We start from the raw sequence: 20,085 nt of genomic DNA on the forward strand, positions 1-20,085 counted from the left end.
GCTCCGAGCGGGTTAACCGCGACCTCCCCCGAGGCAGGACGGGCGTAGACGTTCACGCGGGCGCCCCCGTGCAGGTACGTCGTCCAGGACGCCCCTTCTGCCCACCTTTGTGACACAGCCGGCTGACCCGCCCGCGGGCACCCACCCGGGTCGCCCGCCGCGTTGTACTGTCGGGTTCCATGACGACCTCGACCGCACCGTGGACCAACTGGACCGGCAACGTCATCGCGCATCCAACCTCCCGGGTCGCCCCCACCACCGTCGCCGAGGTCACGGACACGGTGATCGCCGCCGCCGAATCCGGCACACGCGTCAAGTGCGTCGGCGCGGGTCACTCGTTCACCCCCGCGGCGGCCACGGACGGCGTCCTCATGACACTCGACGACCTCACCGGCATCGAGTCGATCGTCCCCACGCGCGGCGCCGACGGCCGGGTCGACGGCGCCGACGTCACGGTCTGGGCGGGGACGCGCCTGCACCGCCTCGGCCACCTGCTGTGGGATCTCGGACTGGCCCAGCCGAACCTCGGGGACTTCGCCGAGCAGTCGCTGGCGGGCGCCGTCTCGACCGGTACGCACGGAACGGGACTGGGACACCCCGGGATCCCCGCGACGGTGGTGGGACTCCAGCTCGTCACCGCGGACGGAAGCGTCCTGTCGTGTTCCCGCGACGCGAACCCCGAGGTGTTCGAGGCCGCGCGGCTGGGCATCGGCGCCCTGGGGATCATCACCAAGATGACGATCCGGTGCGTACCGGCGTTCGCCCTCCGCGCCGACGAACGTCCCTGGACTCTGTCCGCCGTCATGACGGACATGGAGGGCTTCGCACGTTCGGCGGACCACGCCGAGTTCTACTGGTTCCCCCACACCGACTCGATCAACGTCAAGCGGAACACCCGGCTCCCCGGGGACACGGAGCTCGAGCCGGTCGGCCGACTGCAGACGGCGATCAGTGACGAGTTCCTCTCCAACGAGGGCTTCGACGCGATCTGCCGGATGGCCGCGCGCCGCCCCTCCCTGGCTCCCCGCCTCAACAGGTTCACCTCTCGGGCCCTGTCCGCCCGCACTTTCACCGACCGCAGCTACGCGGTGTTCGCCTCACCCCGCCGGGTGCGGTTCCGGGAGATGGAGTACGCCGTCCCGCTCGCCGCGGCGGGCGCGGTGCTCGGAGACATCCGGGACATGATCGACCGCTCGGGCGTGTTGACCCCGTTCCCGATGGAGGTCCGGTTCGCCGCCGCGGACGACGTGTGGCTCTCCACCGCCCACGGCCGCGAGGTCTGCTACATCGCCGTGCACCAGTACCACCGGATGGACCACACCGAACTGTTCCGTCAGGCCGAGGAGATCTTCCTCGCCGCCGGCGGCCGACCGCACTGGGGGAAGATGCACACCCGAACCGCCGAAGACCTCTCGGCGATGGTCGGGCGTTTCGACGACTTCGTCGCCGTGCGGGACCGGCTCGACCCCGACCGGGTCTTCGGCAACGTCTACACGGAGCGGGTTCTCCCCTGACCCCTCGAGACCTCTGATTCCGTACCCTGTGCCGTACCGGCGGGTATCCGCCCTCATCACCAACGGTCCAAATCTCCCCTCACCCGACGAAGGAGAACCCGTGCCAGACCGCGACGAGTCACAGTCCCCGATCTCCGGCCCGGCAGCCGGTCTGATCACCGCCGCCCTCCGGCGGGCGATCCGACTCCAGTCGGGGACGGCCAAGGCGTACGTCCGCAAACTCCGCGAGGACCATCCTGATGAGAGCCCGGCCCGGATCCGGGAGCGGGTGGACACCCTGTTCCTCGGGGCCGTCACCGCTTCCGGCGCCGCCGTGGGCAGCACCGCTGCGATCCCCGGCATCGGCACCATCGCCGCCTTCGGCGCGATCGGTGCCGAATCGGTGCTCTTCCTCGAGGCCACGGCGTTCTACACGCTCGCTGTGGCCGAGGTGCACGGCCTCGACGTGCACAGCAGCGAGCACGAGGAACTCCTGGTCATGACGGTCATGCTCGGCGCCTCCGGGACCGCACTGCTGGCCAACGCAGTCGGCTCCTCCGCAGGATCCGCCAAGAACGTCTCCCTCGCGAGCAGGGCGCTGCGGATCCCCGGGCTCGCCGAGATCAACAAGCGGATGCTCAACCGCTTCGTCCGGAAGTTCGCCGTGAAGAAGGCGGGCCTCGCCCTGGGCAAACTCGCCCCCGCCGGGGTCGGTGCCGTCGTCGGTGGGTGGGGCAACCGTAAGCTCGGTCGGACGGTCGTGGAGACCGCCGACGCCACATTCGGTGCTCCGCCCGGCGAGTGGTCATAACAGGTGAACCCCGGATGATCACTCGACGACATCCCCCTGTCAGGTGAGATCGAGAACCCCGCGCGGGCAGAAGGTCTAGCCTGGGAGTCATTCGGCGTGTGAAACCCAACACAGAACGAGAGAGGCCCCCCAGCATCGTGAGCAACACCGTCTCACAGTTCGGACAGAACCAGTGGCTCGTCGACGAAATGTACGAGCGTTACACCAAGGACCCGTCCTCCGTGGACAGCTCCTGGCACGAGTACTTCGAGGCCAACCCGGAGGCCGCCTCCGCCTCCGCCTCCGGGAAGAACTCGACGGGCGGCGCCCGGGCGACGTCCGGTCCAGCTCGGACCACCGAGGCCGCAACGAAGGGAGCCGACGGCGACGCGGCACCGTCCGCCCCCAGCGGGACCCCGGCCACCAACCGCGCCGATAAGCCCCAGACCTCGCGGGAGGGCTCCGGTACCGCTCCCGTCCGCACCCCGGAGACCCGGAACAAGCCGGACGCCCCGGCCCCGAAGAAGCCCGTCCGCCCGGACTACTCGCCGCCGGCCGAGCCGGAGAGCGCTGTGCTACGGGGACCTGCCGCCGCGATCGTCAAGAACATGAACGCGTCACTGACGCTGCCCACGGCGACCTCTGTCCGCGCCGTGCCAGCCAAGCTCATGATCGACAACCGCGTCGTGATCAACAACCACCTCAAGCGCACGCGTGGTGGAAAGATCTCGTTCACGCACCTCATCGGGTACGCCATGGTGCAGGCCGTCAAGGCCTACCCCAACATGAACAACCACTACGCTGAGGTCGACGGCAAGCCGAACTCCGTCACCCCGAACGGGATAAACCTCGGCCTGGCGATCGACATGAAGACCAAGGCGGGCCGCAGCCTGGTCGTGGCCGCGATCAAGAACTGCGAGAAGCTCGACTTCCGCGGATTCCTCAACGCCTATGAGGACATCGTCGCCCGTGCCCGCGTCGGCAAGCTGACGATGGACGACTTCTCTGGTGTCACCATCTCCCTGACCAACCCGGGTGGCATCGGCACCGTCCACTCGGTCCCGCGCCTGACCGTCGGCCAGGGCGCCATCCTCGGTGTGGGTGCAATGGAGTACCCGGCCGAGTTCCAGGGCGCGAGCGACGAGCAGCTGGCGAAGAACGCCGTCGGCAAGATCACCACGCTCACCTCGACCTACGACCACCGCGTCATCCAGGGCGCGGAGTCGGGCGAGTTCCTCCGTGAGATCCACCGCCTCCTCATCGACGACACGTTCTACGACGAGATCTTCACCTCGCTGGCGATCCCGTATGAGCCGGTCCGCTGGCGCCAGGACATCACCGACCCCCGCGTCGACAAGGACGCCCGCGTCCTCGAGTTGATCGCCGCCTACCGCAACCGCGGACATCTCATGGCGGACATCGATCCGCTCGACGGGATGCACGCCCAGCGTCGCCGTACGTTCCACCCCGACCTGGACGTGAACTCCCACGAGCTCACCCTCTGGGACCTCGATCGGGAGTTCTCGGTCGGCGGTTTCGTCGGCAGGGACCGCATGAAGCTGCGCGACGTCCTGTCGGCACTCCGGGCGGCCTACTGTCGCAAGATCGGCGTCGAGTACACCCACATCCTCGAGAACGAGCAGCGCAACTGGCTGCAAGACCGTCTCGAGGGTGTCGACGACAAGCCGACCGTCGCCGAGCAGAAGTACATCCTGTCGAAGGTCAATGCCGCCGAGGCCTTCGAGACCTTCCTCCAGACCAAGTACGTCGGCCAGAAGCGCTTCTCGCTCGAGGGCGCGGAGTCCGTCATCCCGATGATGGACGCGGTCATCGACGAGGCCGCCGAATTCGGTCTCGACGAGGTCGTCATCGGCATGCCCCACCGTGGCCGCCTCAACGTGCTGGCCAACATCGTGGGCAAGCCTTACCGCACGGTCTTCACCGAGTTCGAGGGCAACATGGACCCCTCGGCCGCCCACGGTTCGGGCGACGTGAAGTACCACCTCGGTGCCGAGGGCATCCAGTACCAGATGTTCGGCGACAACGAGATCAAGGTCTCGCTCACCGCCAACCCCTCGCATCTCGAGGCCGTGGACCCCGTACTCGAGGGCATCGTTCGCGCCAAGCAGGACCTCATCGAGGACGAGGAGTGGCGTCTGGAGTACCCGGTCGTCCCGCTCATGCTCCACGGTGACGCGGCGTTCGCCGGCCAGGGCGTCGTGGCCGAGACGCTCAACCTCTCGCTGATCGACGGCTACCGCACCGGCGGCACGATCCACATCGTGGTCAACAACCAGATCGGCTTCACCACCGCACCCGAGGCGGGCCGGTCGAGCCAGTACTGCACCGACGTCGCCAAGATGGTCGGCGCGCCGATCTTCCACGTCAACGGTGACGACCCGGAGGCCTGCGTCCGCGTGGCGCGCCTCGCGATGGACTTCCGCCAGGCGTTCAAGAAGGACGTCGTGATCGACCTCGTCTGCTACCGCCGCCGTGGCCACAACGAGGCCGACGACCCGTCGATGACGCAGCCGCGGATGTACGAGGTGATCGACGGCAAGAAGAGCGTCCGTCAGTCGTACACCGAAGATCTCGTCGGTCGTGGCGACATCACCGAGAAGGAAGCGGACAACGCGCTCCGCGACTTCCAGGGCCAGCTCGAGCGGGTGTTCAACGAGGTCCGGGAGCTCGAGAAGCACCCGGTCAAGGCCTCGCAGTCGATCGAGCCGGACCAGCCGCTCCCCCGCGTCGTCACGTCGATCGACGAGTCCGTCGTCCACGCCATCGGCGACGCGTTCGGCAACCTGCCCGAGGGATTCCACATCCACCCGCGCGTCAAGCCGGTCTACGAGGCCCGCCAGAAGATGGCCTACAACGGCAACATCGACTGGGCGTTCGCCGAACTGCTGGCCATCGGGTCACTGACACTGGAGGGCCGCACGGTCCGCCTCACCGGTCAGGACTCGCAGCGCGGTACCTTCACGCAGCGCCACGTCGCGATCGTCGACAAGACCACGGCCGAGACCTATTCGCCGCTCCAGCACCTGGACGGCGCCGAGGGCCGGTTCGAGGTGTGGAACTCCGCCCTCACCGAGTACGCGGGTCTCGGCTTCGAGTACGGCTACTCGGTCGGCGACCCCGAGGCACTCGTCATGTGGGAGGCCCAGTTCGGCGACTTCGTCAACGGCGCCCAGACCATCATCGACGAGTACATCTCGTCCGGTGAGGCCAAGTGGGGCCAGAAGTCCTCGGTCACGCTGCTGCTGCCGCACGGCCACGAGGGCATGGGCCCGGACCACACCTCCGGCCGCATCGAGCGCTTCCTCCAGCTGTGCGCCGAGGGCTCGATGACCGTCGCCCAGCCGTCCACGCCGGCGAACTACTTCCACCTCATGCGACGCCATGCCACCGGTATCAAGCGTCCGCAGGTGGTGTTCACGCCCAAGTCGATGCTGCGCAACAAGAAGGCCGTCAGCCCCGTCTCCGACTTCACCTCGGGCAAGTTCCGCTCGGTCATCGACGACCAGGTGTTCGTCGACGGCAGCAGCGACCCGAGCAAGGTCAAGACCATGCTGCTGGTCTCCGGCAAGCTCTACTACGAGCTCGCCGCGCGTCGGGACAAGGACGAGCGGGACGACATCGCGATCGTCCGCCTGGAGCAGCTCCACCCGATCCCGCACCGTCGCCTGCGCGAGGCGCTGGACCGCTACCCGAACCTCTCGGAGGTGCGGTGGGTCCAGGAGGAGCCGGCCAACCAGGGTGCGTGGAGCTTCCTCGCCCTGGAGTTGCCCGAGCGGATCGACGACTTCCCGCGCCTCAAGCGCGTCTCGCGTCGCCCCATGGCCGCCACCTCGACCGGACTGAGCAAGGTCCACGCCGTCGAGCAGAAGGCCCTGGTCGACGAGGCGTTCGCCTGATCAGCACCTGACACCTCGAAGGGCCCGTCCGATGGACGGGCCCTTCGACGTTGGTAGAGGGCGGGTGTCGTGGAGGATCGATCTACTGAGAATGTCCTGCGAATCAGGCCAGGTCAGCCCTGCGCAGGCCAGCTCACGCCAGCCCAGCGCACACCAGCGCACGTCATTCCAGCGCAGGCCGGCTCAGTAGCCGTGTTCGTCCAGCCAGAAGTTGGCCAACGCGACCGGTGAGGCCGTGCCGACATCGACGCCCACCAACAGTTCGCGGACATCGGCATCGGTCAGCTCACCGCTGATCCTGTTGACCAGATCCAGCTGGTCCTCCGTCAACGAGCCCTTCCGGAACACCGGGATGATGTTCTGGGCGGTGATCGCCTCGTCGTCGTCGTCCAACATCACCAGGTCCGCCTCGTCCAGGATCGGATCCGACGATCGGACCACTCCGACACCGACCGCGCCACTGCGCAGGGCGTCGCGCACGGTTCCCGGATTCGACCCGAGCGGCACCCGTGCCGCGAAGCCGCAGTCATACGCCTCACCGACCGCGCGGGACAGTTCCTGATCCGCCAGGACCTCGGGCCTGGCACCGAGCGTGAGGGTGCCACACCGCCCGGCCAGATCGGACATCACCGACAGACCCATCTGCTCGGACGTGTTCTCCGAGACCACGTACGCCGGCGCGTCCTCGGCCGGAGCCGGGTCTCCCGCCGTGACCCCTTCGGGCAGCGCCGCGACCATGGCCGGGTAGACCTCGTCCGCGGCCACGGCCGTCGACGACGGATCGAACATGCGCAACAGCTCACCGGTGAAGCCGACGGTGAACGTCGCCTCCCCCGACGCCACCGCATCGACGACCTCGGCCTCGGTTCCGGACTGGGGACGGTTCTCCACCCGCCAGCCCTGACGGACCAGCGCATTACCGTAGATGTGACCGATGATCTCGGCCTCGGCGAACGACGCGGTCTCGATGATCACCAGCGGGGAGTCCTCGTGCGCCGGAACGATCGACGACTGCGCCTGACAGCCCGTCAGCGCCACTGCGGCGACCGCCGCCGACACGACCGTCCGCCACCCAGTCCGTCTCCACGACCGCCGCATCCGACCACACTCTCTTCTCGTCACACCGTGCCCACGCCCACGCGCGGCACTCCCGGATTCTCATTCTCCCAGCCCCGGCCCCGGATCGTCACGCCGCGTCCCGGGGTGGCGGCTACTGTCTAACCTGATCTGCGAAAGGAGCGCCGGTGCCTGCCATGCCCCGACGACTACGGGTCGGCGTCCCCACGTCGTCCCGGTCGACACCCGCCACACCCGCCACGGCGGTCCCCGATTCGGTCGTCGACTGCGGCATCTATGTCGACGGCGTCCGCGTGCCCGGAGAGTTCACCCACGACGAGGCCATCCGCGAGGTCCGGTCAACCGGCCGCGGATTCGTGTGGATCGGGTTGCACGAACCCGACGTCCGGTTCATGGAGACACTGGCCGAGTCCTTCGGGATCCATGAACTCATCGCGGAGGACGCCTCGGTCGGCGACCAGCGGCCCAAACTGGAGGCCTACGACACCACCTTGGTCCTCAACATCTACTCCGTGCAGTACCAGCCCCACGACTCCCTCAGCGAGGTGAACGAGATCGTCACCATCGGCGAGGTGATGATCGTGCTCGGTCGCGACTTCGTGGTGACCATCCGACACGGCGACTTCGCCGAACTGGCCGGGATCCGCGCCGAACTCGAGTTTGCACCACAGCGGCTCGCAGTGGGACCGGCGGTCGTCATGCATGCCGTGGCCGACCGCATGGTGGACAACTACACCTCGGTCGCAGACGCCGTGGAACTCGACGTCGACGCTCTGGAAGCTGCGCTGTTCACCCCGCGCGCCGACGTGGACATCGAGCTCATCTACCTACTGAAGCGCGAACTCGTGGAGCTCAAGCACGACATCGCGCCGCTCGCCCGGCCACTCCACCGCCTGTCGGCGGACCACCTCGACCTGGTTCCGACCGAGATCCGGCACTACTTCCGCGACGTCCAGGATCATCACACCCAGGTCGCGGCGGAGGTCGCCGCACTCGACGAGCAGGTCACGTCCCTGGTCCACGCCGCGGTCGCGATGATCGGTGTGCGGCAGAACACGGACATGCGCAGGATCTCCGCCTGGGTCGCGATCGCCGCCGTCCCCACCATGATCGCGGGGATCTACGGCATGAACTTCGAGCACATGCCCGAGCTCTCGATGGAGTACGGGTACCTCTACGTACTGGTGTTCATGGTGGCCACGTGCGCGGTGCTGTTCTGGGTCTTCCGCAGGAACAAGTGGCTCTGAGGCCGACGACGGGCGTATCGCGACGCTCGTCGAACCCGGCCTGTCTCAGCGGGACCGTCCCGGGTTGACCGCGGAGCGACCGGGGTCCGAGACGTCGATACCCGCCTCGGCCCACGCCTCCTCCAGTTCCGCCGCACCTTTCATCCGCACCCACGCCGCCTCGGTGTGTGTCACGGGCACCGCCCGGAACACCTCCACCGGAGCAGCCTCGCCGGGCAGCTCCACGACAGGGATCTCCGGCTCCCTCAGGACCACGGCGGTGAACGCCGCGCCGGGCCAGAGCGGCTCCCCCAGATCGATGAGCGCCCCCGCCTGCAGGACCAGTCCCTCGATCATCGGCGTCGACGCCATCACGGCAAGTGCGCGGACGAGTCCGTCGACTCCGCCGCGGAGGACGAGACTCAGTTCGGCCCGTGGCGCGGTCGGATCGGGCACCAGGGCCGACGGGTCCCCCATCGGGTTGGCGGAGCAGCCCAGCGAGACGTAGCGGACCACCCCGGTCTCGATGTCGACGAAGCGCAGGATCCGGATCGGGGGCGCGCCGAGGAACGTCACCGACGCTTCCTGCGGGTCCGGACCGAACTGACCCACCAGATGCTCGCGGACCTTCTCCAGTACCCCGGCGTCACCGAGCGGGGAGTCCATCTCCTTCACTTCAGTCCGAGCCGGGCGAGTTCGTCACGCGCCCGCTCCGCGTTGGCGGGCTCGCACAGTACGTCGTACCGTCCGGCCACCAACTGGGAGGTCGACGCGAAGTCCCGCTTACCCCTTGTCGCCGCGTACGACAGGGACGCCGAGACGAGTCCGAAGACCATGCCACCGACGAGGCCGGTGAGCACGACGCCCCACAGCGGCTGGGTGAACATCCCGAGGATCAGGCCCACGAACAACCCCAGCCAGGCGCCCGTCGCCAGGCCCCCGAAGAGGACCTTCGGCCACGTGAGACGACCGGTGACCCTCTCGACCTGCATGAGGTCCACCCCGACGATGGTGACCTCGTGGACGGGGAAGTTCTCGTCCGCCAGATGGTCGACCGCGGCCTGAGCCTGTTCGTACGTCGGGTAGGACCCCACGACCCACCCGGTGGGAGGCGTCGGGAGCCCCGGGGACTGGACGGCACGAGATCGGCCCATCGCCGGGTTCACGCGAGAACTCATTGATCAGTCCTTTCGGGAGCTGTCCGGGAACTCGTGTCCACGGATACTCGGGGGCAGTCGTGTTCGATGGTCAGGCGCGTGCTCGATGGTCAGGCGTCTGCCGAGCCCTGAGACGAAACCGTCATCCCGGCCGCGCGGCCACGCGCGGAGACCACCAGTGCCATCTTACGGCTGGCCTCGTCGAGCATCTCGTCCCCGAACATCACGGCACCCCGGGCGCCGCCCTCGACGGATGTCGAGTGAGCATAGGTCGCCAGGATCCCCTCGGCCTTGTCGAACTCCTCCTGGCGCGGACTGAACACCTCGTTACCCGCGTCGACCTGGGCGGGATGCAGCACCCACTTGCCGTCGAACCCCAACGCCGCGGTGCGTGCGGCAGCACGCCGGAAACCCTCCTCGTCCCGCACCTTGAGGAACGGACCGTCGATCGCCTGCAGTCCGTGTGCTCGCGCCGCGACGAGAATCGACATCAACACGTGGTGGTAGGCGTCGCCCGGGGCGTACCCGTCCGGCTGCTCCCCCACCGTGAGGGTGCGCATGCCGATGGAGGCCATGAAGTCCGCCGGCCCGAACACGAGGGTGAGAACCCGCGGGCTCGCCGTGGCGATCTCGTTGATGTTCGTCAGACCGAGAGCGTCCTCGATCTGGGGCTCGATACCGATATATCCCACCGGTAGTCCCGCGGACTTCTCCACCTGGGACAGCACGAGATCCAGTGCCACGACCTCCGAAGCTGACCGCACCTTGGGCAACAGCAGCGCATCGAGATGTGCGCCGGCACGCCCGACGACCTCCGTGACGTCACCGACCGTGTACTCGGTGTTCCAGGCGTTGACCCGCACGACGACCGTCTGCGCGGTGAACCCACCCGAGACGAGCGCGTCGACGACGTTGCTCCGTGCCTCGATCTTGGCCGGACCGGCCACCGCGTCCTCCAGATCGAGAAACGCCTCGTCGACGGGGAGTCCCTTCGCTTTGGCGATCATTTTGACGCTGCTGCCGGGAACGGCGAGAACCGTGCGGCGCGGCCGCGACCGCAGGTCCGCGATCCGGGTCGCGGCGTCATCGGCCACAGAAGAGCTGCTGCGGATGTGGTCGGTCATCGTGGGTGGTTCTCCCTCTGGTCCGGTTCGGCAGGAGGTGTCCGCCGGGCGGCGACTAATCTGATCCGCATGGCGAACCTCAACAAGGCCTTCGTCGCCAGGCTAGCCGGACTCCCGGTGATCGGACCTGACGGGGACGACATCGGACGAATCCGTGACGTCGTGGTGACCATGCGGTCCGAACACAAGCCGCCCCGGGTGATCGGCCTGGTGGTGGAGCTGCCGACCCGGCGGCGGATCTTCGTACCGATGCTGAGGGTGGCGGCCATCGAACCCCGCTCCGTCTCGCTGGTGTCCGGGACCATCAACCTGCATCGCTTCCAGTCACGCCAGGGTGAGGACACCGTTCTGGGGTCGATCGTCGACTCGATTGTGTACGCCCCACCCTCGGGCACCGGTCCGAATGTCGACGACGACGAGCTAGTCCGTCACCAGGTCGTCGACGTGGAGATCGAGCGCCAGAGGTCTCGGGACTGGCTGGTGTCGAGGGTCGCCGTCCGCGTTCGCCGAGGCCGCTCCCCACTCGGCCGCCGCGGCCCCGTCTCGATCCACCCGTGGTCGCGGATTCGAGGACTCGATCACACGGCGATCGGTGCACCGGGCCACGGTGCGGAGAGCCTCGTCGAGCAGTACGCGGACCTCCGACCAGCCGACGTCGCCAACGCGATACGCGAACTCCCCGAGTTCCGGCGCCTCGAGGTCGCCCGCACGCTCGACGACGAGCGACTGGCGGACATCCTCCAGGAGCTCCCGCATGACGAGCAGACCGAGATCGTCACCAGACTCGAGGTGGAACGCGCAGCGGACGTGCTCGAGGCGATGGATCCCGAGGACGTGGCGGATCTCCTGGGCGAGCTCCCTGAGCCCGAGGCCGAATCACTGCTGGCCCGGATGAGCCCCGCGGACTCGGCACCGGTCCGGATGCTGCTGACCTACGACGCGGACACCGCCGGCGGCCTCATGACGCCGGAGCCGATCATCCTGTCGCCCCAGACCACCGTCGCCGAGGCACTCGCGCACTGCCGCAATCCGGATCTCAGCCCGGCCGTGGCCAGCCTCGTGTTCGTCGTTCGTCCGCCCACCGCGACCCCGACCGGTAAATACCTGGGCTGCGTCCATATCCAGGCCCTGTTGAGGGAACTCCCGTCGACGATGGTCGCCGAGACCCTCGACACGAGTCTGTCGTCGATGCGTCCCACGGACTCTGTGGACGCGGTGACCCGGTTCTTTGCCACGTACAACCTCGTCTGCGGCCCGGTCGTTGACGACGAGGGACACCTGCTCGGGGCCGTCGCGGTGGATGAGCTCCTCGACCACCTCCTGCCGGAGGACTGGCGTGACCTGGACCTCCACGACGACAGGGAGACCTACTGATCATGAACGAGTCCTCGACCCGATCCCCGCTGTCCACCCCTGTCACCTCGCGCCGTCCCCGGATCAGTTTCGATTCCGACGCGATCGGCCGCTACAGCGAGAGCATCGCGCGCTTCTTCGGCACCGGCAGGTATCTCGTCATCCAGACGGTCGTGGTGATCGTCTGGATCATCCTCAACGTCGCCGTGGTGGCACTCCGGTTCGACCCCTACCCGTTCATCCTCCTGAATCTCGCGTTCTCTACTCAGGCCGCCTACGCCGCTCCGCTGATCCTCCTCGCCCAGAACCGCCAGGAGGACCGCGACAAGTCGGCGCTCAAGGAGGACCGACTCCGCGCGACGCAGACCAAGGCCGACACCGAGTTCCTCGCCAGGGAACTTGCGTCCGTCCGCCTCTCCGTCGGCGAGACCGTCACCCGCGACTACCTGCGACGAGAGCTCGACGACCTCCGGGATTCGATCGAACGGATCGAGACGCTGCTCGCTGCCGCGGACGGTGGTGCAGTCGGCGGTGCCGGTAACAAATCGGGCGAGGAAGACGACTCACAGTGGAGTGGTCGGGGGTAACCTCGGCCCGAGAGGATGCGAGAGAAGGGGACATGCCTCGGGCATGCCGTATCCGATGACCGCTAGGGGGAGGGTTTGCGCAGAATCGCGCCGAACGTCGATCGTCGAGTACTGACCAGCGCCGCGGTGACCGCGACCGCCATCGCGGTCCTTTCCACCGTCGGACTGTCCGTGGACAACTCGCCTCCCGATGCTCCCGAGATCACTCCGCTGGCCGAATCCGGGCCGCAGACGTCCACGTCGGACCCGACCACCGCCGCGTCCACGACCCCCGAGACCACCGACCCCACCTCCGAGAAGCCTGCGCCCGAGGACGACCCGGGCGCGGCCCACATCGCCCCCGCGACGATTCCCGACGGCCCGCTGGGCATCCCCGGTATCGCACTCGACGCCTACCACCGCGCCACGGATAGGCTGAACGCCGAGCAGCCCGCGTGTGAGATGGACTGGACCGTGCTCGCCGGCATCGGTCAGGTGGAGTCCAATCAGGGACGGGGCGCGTTCGACGTCCACGGCAACACCATCGGTCGCATCGTCGGACCCCGCCTCGACGGTTCGATTCCGGGAACCGCGGTCATCAAGGACACCGATGGCGGCCGTTTCGACGGCGACCGCGACTTCGACCGTGCCGTGGGTCCCGTGCAGTTCATCCCGTCGACCTGGGCGACGCTGGGACGCGACGGGAACGACGACGGACTCGCCGATCCGAACAACATCTACGACGGGGCGCTCGCCGCCGCCACGCTCCTGTGTAACCAGGGCGGTTCGATGGCCGACCCGGCCGCGCGCAGCCGAGCAATCCTCTCGTACAACAACTCGCTGGCCTACGTCGCCAACGTGAACGCCTGGGCTCACGGCTACGCCGTCAACGCGTACCCGCTCCCCTCGGATCTGCCCCCGATCCACCAGCCCGAACCCACCATCGAGCCGCCGAAGCCCCCGGAACACTGCCCCGAGGGCTGGGAGGGCACGCCGACCGCGGCTCCCGAGACGGCCGAGGAGGGCAAGCCCCCGAACCCCGTGCCGGGTTGCACGGAGGTACCCGCACCCCCGGCACCGGACAATCCCGCACCGACTCCGCCGTCGGCGACCCCGTCCCCGGCGGGGTCTCCCGCGCCGGCACCGGTCGCAGAGAACGCACCGGCCGCCCCGCCGCCCGCGCCTGTCGGTCTCCCGGTGATCGAGCTGCCCTGCATCCATCCGTTCTGCCCGCCACCCCCGGCCTGAATCCCGTCGCCGAAATACGACGCCTAGACTCGGGTCATCATGAGTACACCCAGCGAAGAACTGATCCGCGCTGCCCTGGCAAAGGTCGATGACCCGGAGATTCGGAAGCCCCTGACGGAGTTGGGCATGGTCAAGGGCGTCGAGGTGGATCCGGCCACCGGCCGGGTCGACGTCGGCATCTATCTCACCGTCGCCTCCTGCCCGATGCGCGACACCATCTCCGACCGGGTCCGCTCGGCGGTGTCCGATGTGCCCGGTGTCGGTGAGGTCGCCGTGGAGCTCGACGTGATGAGCGACGAGCAGCGGACCGAATTGCGTAAGCACCTGCGCGGCGATGCGGCGGAGCCGGTCATCCCGTTCGCCCAGCCGGGAAACCTGACCCGCGTCTACGCGGTTGCCTCGGGCAAGGGTGGAGTGGGCAAGTCCACCGCGACGGTCAATCTCGCGACCGCCCTCGCTGATCGCGGACTGTCGGTCGGCGTGCTCGATGCCGACATCTACGGCCACTCGATCCCGCGCATGCTCGGGACCGATGCCCGTCCGACCCAGGTCGAGCAGATGATCCTCCCGCCGGTCGCCCACGACGTGAAGGTCATCTCGATCGCCCAGTTCACCAAGGGCAACACCCCGGTGGTCTGGCGTGGCCCGATGCTCCACCGCGCGCTCCAGCAGTTCCTCGCCGACGTCTACTGGGGCGACCTGGACGTGCTGCTGATGGACCTCCCGCCCGGTACCGGTGACGTGGCCATCTCGATCGCACAGCTGATCCCGTCAGCGGAGATCCTCGTGGTGACCACCCCTCAGCAGGCCGCCGCCGAGGTCGCCGAGAGGGCGGGATCCATCGCACTGCAGACCCGCCAGCGCATCGCCGGCGTCATCGAGAACATGTCGTGGCTCGAACTGCCTGACGGCACCCGGATGGACGTGTTCGGCAGCGGAGGTGGCGCGGAGGTCGCGGCCAACCTCTCCCGTTCGGTGGGCGCCCCGGTCAAGCTCCTCGGCCAGGTCCCGCTCGAGAAGTCGGTCCGTGAGCACGGAGACGGGGGCACCCCGATCGTCCTCGCCGAGCCGGACTCACCGTCGGGCAAGGCCTTCCGCGAGATCGCCGACAACCTCGCGGTCCGTCCGCGCGGGCTCGCCGGGATGAACCTGGGGATCGACACCACCCGACACCTCTGACCGGCAGCTACCCTACGTGCCGTCCTCTACGTGGCGTCGCTGTCCCAGACCGCCCCACCGGCCGGCGGGGTGGGAGCGGGAGCAGGAGCCGGGGCTGCGGTCGCGCCGGTGGTCCCCGACGCTGCGGGGGGCGGCGCCGCGGCCTTCGGCTTGGTGGATGGACGCGGATCGACGGTCTGAGATCCGACGGTCGCGGCGGCCGCCGCGCCACCAGCGGGGGCGGCGGCGTCGAAGTTGCCGGTGAACAGCGAATCGTCGCCGTCCAGCAGGTGCTTGGTCACCATCGCGCGGGGACTGAGCCCACGTAGTTCGTTGAGCTGCTTGATCGGCTCGCTGAACTCCTCGAAGTCAGCTCCGTAGTCGTCCTTGAGCTGCTGCTGTGCATTACTCGCGAACTCTTTGACCTTGCGTATGGTTCCGGCGAGCCACCGGGCAGCCTCGGGTAGGCGCTCGGGTCCGAGAATCACCAGCGCCACCACGCCGAGCACAAGGATCTCGGACCAACCCACGTTCGTGAACATCGTTGTCGAGGATACGTCGTCCGGCCCCCCGACGGGAGTGCGCCGTCGTCCGGGGGAGGTCCGATCCCCTACCCGGGCGCGTCAGGGGCGGGTGGGCAGCTCAGTCCAGGGCCGGCCGCACGGTCAGTTCGACGCGCGAACCGTTGCGGATCACCTCGACGGGCACGTCGTTGTCAGCACCCGCCCGGCGCACGGCCACCACTAGTTCGTCGGACGAGCGAACGGGGCGATCACCGACCTTTGTGACCACGTCCCCCTCGAGGAGACCGGCCTCCTTTGCGGGCGATCCGTCGCGGACGTTGACGATCTCTGCGCCCTCCACCGATCCGTTGTCGGCCTTTCGCGCGTTGACGCCGATGGTCGCGTGGCGCACGGTTCCGTCCTCCATCAGCGCTGTCGCGATGGTGCGCACGTCGTTGACCGGGATGGCGAACCCGAGCCCGATGGAGCCGCCCGACTGGGTGAAGATCGAGGTGTTGATGCCGATCACGGCGCCGGTTCCGTCGATGAGCGGACCGCCCGAGTTGCCGGGGTTGATCGCGGCGTCGGTCTGGATGGCGTCGATCACCACGTCGCCGTCGGAGGTCGCCTCACCGAGCGCGATGGGGCGTTGGGTGGCGGAGACGATCCCCTCGGTGACGGTCCGGACGAGGCCCAACGGGGAACCGATCGCGATGACCTGTTCGCCCACCTCGACGTCGTCCGAGTCGCCCAGCGCCGCGACGGTGAGGTTCTGCACGTCGGTGACCTTGAGGACGGCGAGGTCCATCTGCGGGTCCGTCCCCACCAATTCGGCGGGTGCGCGGGAGCCGTCGGAGAACACCACGTCGATGTCGGCGCGGTCGGCAGCGCCGTCGAGGGTGGCGACGTGGTTGTTGGTGACGATGTAGCCCTGTGGGTCGATCACGATGCCGGATCCCTCGCCGCGCGCCGACGGGGTGGAGACCTGGATGCTCACGACGGCGGGCTGGACCCGACGCGCCACCTCGCCGACGGTGTTGTCGGGTCCCGACGCGTCGTCCGGGGCGTCGGCGATCCTCACCGTGGAGGTGGTGAGGACGCGAGCGGAATCGGCGACGACGGCGCCGACGGCACCGCCTGCGAGGGCGACGACGGCGACGACCGCAGCCGCCCCGGCGAGTGCTCTCCTGCTGAGTCGCCGTTCGAAGAGCGCCTCCGAGAGGGAGAGCCGAGGTGCCCGGGGAGCATCCGGGGCAGTCAGGTCGACGGGTTCGTGTGCGGTGGACTCCTCCACGGCCGGGGCTCCCAGCCCGACGGGCGCCTGGGGGTCCCGCCACGGGTCCGGCTGCGGAGGCGGCGGAGTGGAGACCTCGTCCTGCCAGGACGGATGACGCTCGATTCCGCGCTCGGCGCCGGGTGCGGGGGCGAATGCCTGCTCGAGCGCCGGGTCAGCCGGCTGAGGACCACTCGCGGACGAGGAGTTCCCGGACGTGCCTCCGCCGGTCCAGCCCCCGCCGATCGAGTCCCCCCCGGTCCTGTCCCCGCCGGTGCCGTCAGAACCAGCAGCGCCGACTACACCCGCAGCACCGACTACACCTGCAGCCCCTGAGGTGAAGCGGGGGTCGAAGGCCCCGGTGACACCCTCTGGTCGGCTGAACCGCGCAGCGATGTCGTCGTCGACATCCGGGCGGTCTATCGGGGCGGGCTCGCGCAAGGGGCGGTCCGGGGCGTCTCCCCGTGCCGCGTCGCCGGGCACACCTGTCTGGTCCTCCACTCGGCCCACCCTAGTGGTCGGTCCCGCGGAACCGGCGCAGCAGCCTCGACCACGGGGTGGCCTCGGCGCGCCCACCTCCCACGTCGGGACCGGCCGCACCTGTCGGCCCGTTCCCCGGCGTCCTCTCCCCCGGCGTCCTCGGCTCGGACTCCCCGGCCCCTGGCGCTCCGGATCCTGGCGCCGTGTCATCGACGGTCTCCCCGAGACCGCCGAGAGAACTCAGACGGTCGCGAAGGTCGCTGGGCATACGGATGGGGCCGGACCCGCGGAGAGCGCGGCGGGCCTCACGCTGGTCGTCCACCTCGCGACGACACTGCTCGCACTGCGCGAGATGCGCGTCAGCCCGGGTCTGCCCGGCGTGCGGCAGGCGACCGTCCACGTAGGCGGCAGCGGCTTCGGTCGAGAGGTGATCGGTGGACAGGAAGGTCCTGCGTCTGCGTGGCGGCCCCGTCTGTCCGGCGATCTCGCGAGCGGACTCCTGCGAGAGCCTGAACTCGGGGGTCGGTTCGCCTCCAGGCGGTCGTTGCTCCACCGCACGCCCTCCAACTCCGGTCCTGCGCTCGACCCGGTCGCGGCCTGCCAACGCCGGGTTGCAGGGCCGAGCAGGGATCACGTCGATCCCGTCAGAGGTTCAACGCCCGGGAGTCCTCACGGGTTCCCGGGCGGGAGTACCGCACTCACTCGGTCCTGCTGTGCACTCCGGTCACTCCGGCGGCTTCGAGCTCCGCCCGCAGCGCGGCACGTCCACGGTGGATCCGACTGCGCACGGTCCCCATCTTCACGCCCAGGATCCGCCCGACCTCCTCGTAGCTGAGATCCTCGATGTCGCTGAGAACGACAGCCGCTCGGAACTCAGGCGACAGATTGGCCAGTGCCGTCTGGAGGATCGGATCGAACGTCTCCTCCGACAGGACCTGCTCCGGGCTGCGCTCACGTCCGGGGACACGCTCGGCGTCATCGGGAAGCGTCTCGAACCGGATACGCGACTTCCGCCGTGCGGAATCAAGGAAGAGGTTGGTGACGATCCGATGCATCCAACCCTCGAACGTGCCCGGCTTGTACTTGTCGAGCGAGCGGAACACCCGGATGAACGCCTCTTGGGTGATGTCCTCGGCGTCGTGGGCGTTGCCACAGAGGCGAAATGCCAGACGATAGACACGGTCACCGTGTTGAGCGACGAGATCAGACCACGAGGGCATATCAGCGGCCGCACCGGTGGCGTCGAAGCGCGCAGTCCCCGTGAGATCGTCACGATCGGTCTCGGAGACGATCGTCGTACCGTGCACGGTCCGTGAATACAATGGGCCACCTTCCGCGCGACCGTCGTGGTCACGCTGCGCTACACGCATCCTCACGATGCGACAGGACCACCATCCCTCATGGAGATGACCGAACAGTAGATCCGCGCTGAGATGTGACTGAGAGTCTCATACCGATCCGATCACCGCGAGTTGGACACCGAACACTCCACAGCACCGGATAGCCTGTCCTGGTGTCCGATTCCTCAGATGTCCCCGCCACCGACCGTTCCGGACTCGACGGCATAGCGCTTCGGAGCGCCGCACTCGTCGACGACGCCCTCTACTCTGCCGCCCGCACCGAGGCGGACGAACTGGGCGCCGCCTCCCCGGATGCGTTGACCGCGGATGCCATCCGACTCGTGGCCAGACTGACCAAGACTCGCGCAGCGGTGTGCATCAGCCCCGCTCCCGGCGTGCCCGCCCTGGCGATCCTCGCCGCCGCAGGACCGGACGGAGGCGCGGTCGTCACGTGCATCACCGACGATCCGCATCATCTCGACGCCGCCAAGTCCGCGGTCCGCTCGGCCGGCCACCCGGCGTCGGCCGCACGGTACATCGCGGCGCGCCCGCTCGACGTCGCCGACAAGCTCGCCGATGGCGCCTACGACCTCGTCGTTGCCGATGTCCCTGCGCACTCCCTGACTCGAGTGGTGTCTCGCTCGCACCAACTCCTGCGCGCCGGGGGTGCCCTGGTTCTCCTCGGTGAGCACGCCCCCCTGCCCGAGGAAGCGGAGCTGCCCGAGCACGCGCATGTCACCGTGCTTCCCGTCGGGAACGGACTCACGATCGTCACCCTGTAGCCGCGCCGGGCCGCCGTCCCTCGTCATCCCCTGATTCTGGCGGACCATTTCGACTGACATCCTGCACCTCGCGTTGTACTTGGGTCCTCGCGTTGCGCTGAGGTCCTCGCGTTGGACTGTTTGGAACTGCCTTCCCGCTCGTGCGTGGGGGAAGTTCTGCGTCATGGCGCATGCGCGGAGCTCGACTGGCGGTCGGTGATGCCTCAGTGAGCTCCACCCTTGGGCCCCACTCTTGGACCCCACTGACACGCTCTGCGAATCCAGCCGCAAGCCGGACTCGATGCGATAGCGCAGTCCAGGTCGGCCCCCCGCATTCCCCTTGTATCCGGCCAACCCCGGCCATCCCCAGCCAACCACCCAATACCGTTACCAAACCTAGACCGCACATTCGAATAGGTGCCCGTACACTAGAAACCAGGTTCGAAGTAGCGAGGCCGGTTCAAGTAGCGAACGGCGGCGAGAAGAGGGGGCACCGATGGGCACCACAGCCGATGGCGCTTCCACCCCACCGTCCAGCCAGCCGTCCAGTCGCCGTTCCGGCTCGTCGTCCGACCTGCTCACCGAGGCGACCGGAGCCCTGCGTGCGGGGTGGGAGGCA

The 20,085-nt window shown here is 68.4% G+C and carries 17 protein-coding genes; 9 read left to right on the top strand and 8 right to left on the bottom strand.

The annotated features are described in order from the left end of the window. The first annotated feature begins 179 nt into the window (after positions 1–179). The 3 genes from OPF83_RS02030 to OPF83_RS02040 all read left to right on the top strand — a co-directional run bounded on the left by OPF83_RS02030 (position 180) and on the right by OPF83_RS02040 (position 6,200). Positions 180–1,514, top strand: coding sequence for a D-arabinono-1,4-lactone oxidase (locus OPF83_RS02030; protein ID WP_264885528.1), 1,335 nt, complete (start codon positions 180–182; stop codon positions 1,512–1,514). Between the two features lie 100 nt (positions 1,515–1,614). Beyond that, positions 1,615–2,304, top strand: a complete 690-nt coding sequence (locus OPF83_RS02035) for a hypothetical protein (RefSeq protein WP_264885529.1) — start codon at positions 1,615–1,617, stop codon at positions 2,302–2,304. A gap of 137 nt (positions 2,305–2,441) precedes the next feature. Then, positions 2,442–6,200 carry a multifunctional oxoglutarate decarboxylase/oxoglutarate dehydrogenase thiamine pyrophosphate-binding subunit/dihydrolipoyllysine-residue succinyltransferase subunit gene (locus tag OPF83_RS02040; RefSeq protein WP_375546188.1) on the top strand — a complete coding sequence of 1,253 codons (3,759 nt, stop codon included), beginning with the start codon at positions 2,442–2,444 and terminating at the stop codon, positions 6,198–6,200. Positions 6,201–6,383: 183 nt separating this feature from the next. Here the strand turns inward: OPF83_RS02040 and OPF83_RS02045 are convergent, their stop codons facing one another. Beyond that, positions 6,384–7,259 carry a glycine betaine ABC transporter substrate-binding protein gene (locus OPF83_RS02045; protein ID WP_264885530.1) on the bottom strand — a complete coding sequence of 292 codons (876 nt, stop codon included), beginning with the start codon at positions 7,257–7,259 and terminating at the stop codon, positions 6,384–6,386. 194 nt (positions 7,260–7,453) lie between these two features. Between OPF83_RS02045 and OPF83_RS02050 the strand changes: the two genes are divergently transcribed. Continuing rightward, positions 7,454–8,524, top strand: coding sequence for a magnesium and cobalt transport protein CorA (locus OPF83_RS02050; protein WP_264885569.1), 1,071 nt, complete (start codon positions 7,454–7,456; stop codon positions 8,522–8,524). A gap of 45 nt (positions 8,525–8,569) precedes the next feature. On the opposite strand, the gene OPF83_RS02055 is transcribed toward OPF83_RS02050, so the two are convergent. The 3 genes from OPF83_RS02055 to OPF83_RS02065 form a co-directional block, all read right to left on the bottom strand. Continuing rightward, positions 8,570–9,169 carry a suppressor of fused domain protein gene (locus tag OPF83_RS02055; protein ID WP_264885531.1) on the bottom strand — a complete coding sequence of 200 codons (600 nt, stop codon included), beginning with the start codon at positions 9,167–9,169 and terminating at the stop codon, positions 8,570–8,572. Between the two features lie 5 nt (positions 9,170–9,174). Further along, a complete protein-coding gene (locus OPF83_RS02060; protein ID WP_264885532.1) occupies positions 9,175–9,681 on the bottom strand; it encodes a general stress protein in 507 nt (168 codons plus the stop codon). 89 nt (positions 9,682–9,770) lie between these two features. Next, positions 9,771–10,784 carry a CoA ester lyase gene (locus OPF83_RS02065; protein ID WP_264885533.1) on the bottom strand — a complete coding sequence of 338 codons (1,014 nt, stop codon included), beginning with the start codon at positions 10,782–10,784 and terminating at the stop codon, positions 9,771–9,773. Between the two features lie 69 nt (positions 10,785–10,853). Here OPF83_RS02065 and OPF83_RS02070 point away from each other — a divergent pair, with 69 nt between their 5' ends. The 4 genes from OPF83_RS02070 to OPF83_RS02085 all read left to right on the top strand — a co-directional run bounded on the left by OPF83_RS02070 (position 10,854) and on the right by OPF83_RS02085 (position 15,130). Further along, entirely contained in the window at positions 10,854–12,158 is a 1,305-nt protein-coding gene (locus OPF83_RS02070) for a magnesium transporter MgtE N-terminal domain-containing protein (protein WP_264885534.1), read from the top strand. 2 nt (positions 12,159–12,160) lie between these two features. Further along, positions 12,161–12,724: a DUF1003 domain-containing protein gene (locus OPF83_RS02075; protein WP_264885535.1), complete on the top strand. Its 564-nt coding sequence runs from the start codon at positions 12,161–12,163 to the stop codon at positions 12,722–12,724. Between the two features lie 75 nt (positions 12,725–12,799). Continuing rightward, positions 12,800–13,951 (top strand): lytic transglycosylase domain-containing protein, encoded by a 1,152-nt coding sequence (locus OPF83_RS02080; RefSeq protein ID WP_264885536.1) that lies wholly within the window; start codon positions 12,800–12,802, stop codon positions 13,949–13,951. Positions 13,952–13,990: 39 nt separating this feature from the next. Then, complete coding sequence (locus tag OPF83_RS02085) at positions 13,991–15,130, top strand: Mrp/NBP35 family ATP-binding protein (RefSeq protein ID WP_264885537.1); 1,140 nt, start codon at positions 13,991–13,993, stop codon at positions 15,128–15,130. 26 nt (positions 15,131–15,156) lie between these two features. On the opposite strand, the gene tatB is transcribed toward OPF83_RS02085, so the two are convergent. The 4 genes from tatB to sigE all read right to left on the bottom strand — a co-directional run bounded on the left by tatB (position 15,157) and on the right by sigE (position 18,687). Beyond that, entirely contained in the window at positions 15,157–15,651 is a 495-nt protein-coding gene (gene tatB, locus OPF83_RS02090) for a Sec-independent protein translocase protein TatB (protein WP_264885538.1), read from the bottom strand. A gap of 100 nt (positions 15,652–15,751) precedes the next feature. After that, entirely contained in the window at positions 15,752–17,386 is a 1,635-nt protein-coding gene (locus OPF83_RS02095) for a S1C family serine protease (protein WP_264885539.1), read from the bottom strand. 10 nt (positions 17,387–17,396) lie between these two features. Continuing rightward, positions 17,397–17,918 carry an anti-sigma factor gene (locus OPF83_RS02100; RefSeq protein WP_264885540.1) on the bottom strand — a complete coding sequence of 174 codons (522 nt, stop codon included), beginning with the start codon at positions 17,916–17,918 and terminating at the stop codon, positions 17,397–17,399. Between the two features lie 145 nt (positions 17,919–18,063). Then, positions 18,064–18,687 carry an RNA polymerase sigma factor SigE gene (gene sigE / locus OPF83_RS02105; RefSeq protein ID WP_264885541.1) on the bottom strand — a complete coding sequence of 208 codons (624 nt, stop codon included), beginning with the start codon at positions 18,685–18,687 and terminating at the stop codon, positions 18,064–18,066. 191 nt (positions 18,688–18,878) lie between these two features. Between sigE and OPF83_RS02110 the strand changes: the two genes are divergently transcribed. Continuing rightward, on the top strand, positions 18,879–19,487 hold the full coding sequence (locus OPF83_RS02110) for an O-methyltransferase (RefSeq protein ID WP_264885542.1): 609 nt from the start codon (positions 18,879–18,881) through the stop codon (positions 19,485–19,487). Positions 19,488–20,085: the final 598 nt, after the last annotated feature.

Source organism: Dietzia sp. NCCP-2495, from assembly GCF_026011735.1.
In the GTDB taxonomy this organism is placed as follows: Bacteria; Actinomycetota; Actinomycetes; order Mycobacteriales; family Mycobacteriaceae; genus Dietzia.

Coding starts and splice junctions, on each gene's coding strand:
- OPF83_RS02050 (WP_264885569.1), top strand. CDS start 7,454: ATGCCCCGACGACTACGGGTCGGCGTCCCCACGTCGTCCCGGTCGACA.
- OPF83_RS02070 (WP_264885534.1), top strand. CDS start 10,854: ATGGCGAACCTCAACAAGGCCTTCGTCGCCAGGCTAGCCGGACTCCCG.
- tatB (WP_264885538.1), bottom strand. CDS start 15,651: ATGTTCACGAACGTGGGTTGGTCCGAGATCCTTGTGCTCGGCGTGGTG.
- OPF83_RS02030 (WP_264885528.1), top strand. CDS start 180: ATGACGACCTCGACCGCACCGTGGACCAACTGGACCGGCAACGTCATC.
- OPF83_RS02065 (WP_264885533.1), bottom strand. CDS start 10,784: ATGACCGACCACATCCGCAGCAGCTCTTCTGTGGCCGATGACGCCGCG.
- OPF83_RS02060 (WP_264885532.1), bottom strand. CDS start 9,681: ATGAGTTCTCGCGTGAACCCGGCGATGGGCCGATCTCGTGCCGTCCAG.
- OPF83_RS02055 (WP_264885531.1), bottom strand. CDS start 9,169: ATGGACTCCCCGCTCGGTGACGCCGGGGTACTGGAGAAGGTCCGCGAG.
- OPF83_RS02075 (WP_264885535.1), top strand. CDS start 12,161: ATGAACGAGTCCTCGACCCGATCCCCGCTGTCCACCCCTGTCACCTCG.
- OPF83_RS02085 (WP_264885537.1), top strand. CDS start 13,991: ATGAGTACACCCAGCGAAGAACTGATCCGCGCTGCCCTGGCAAAGGTC.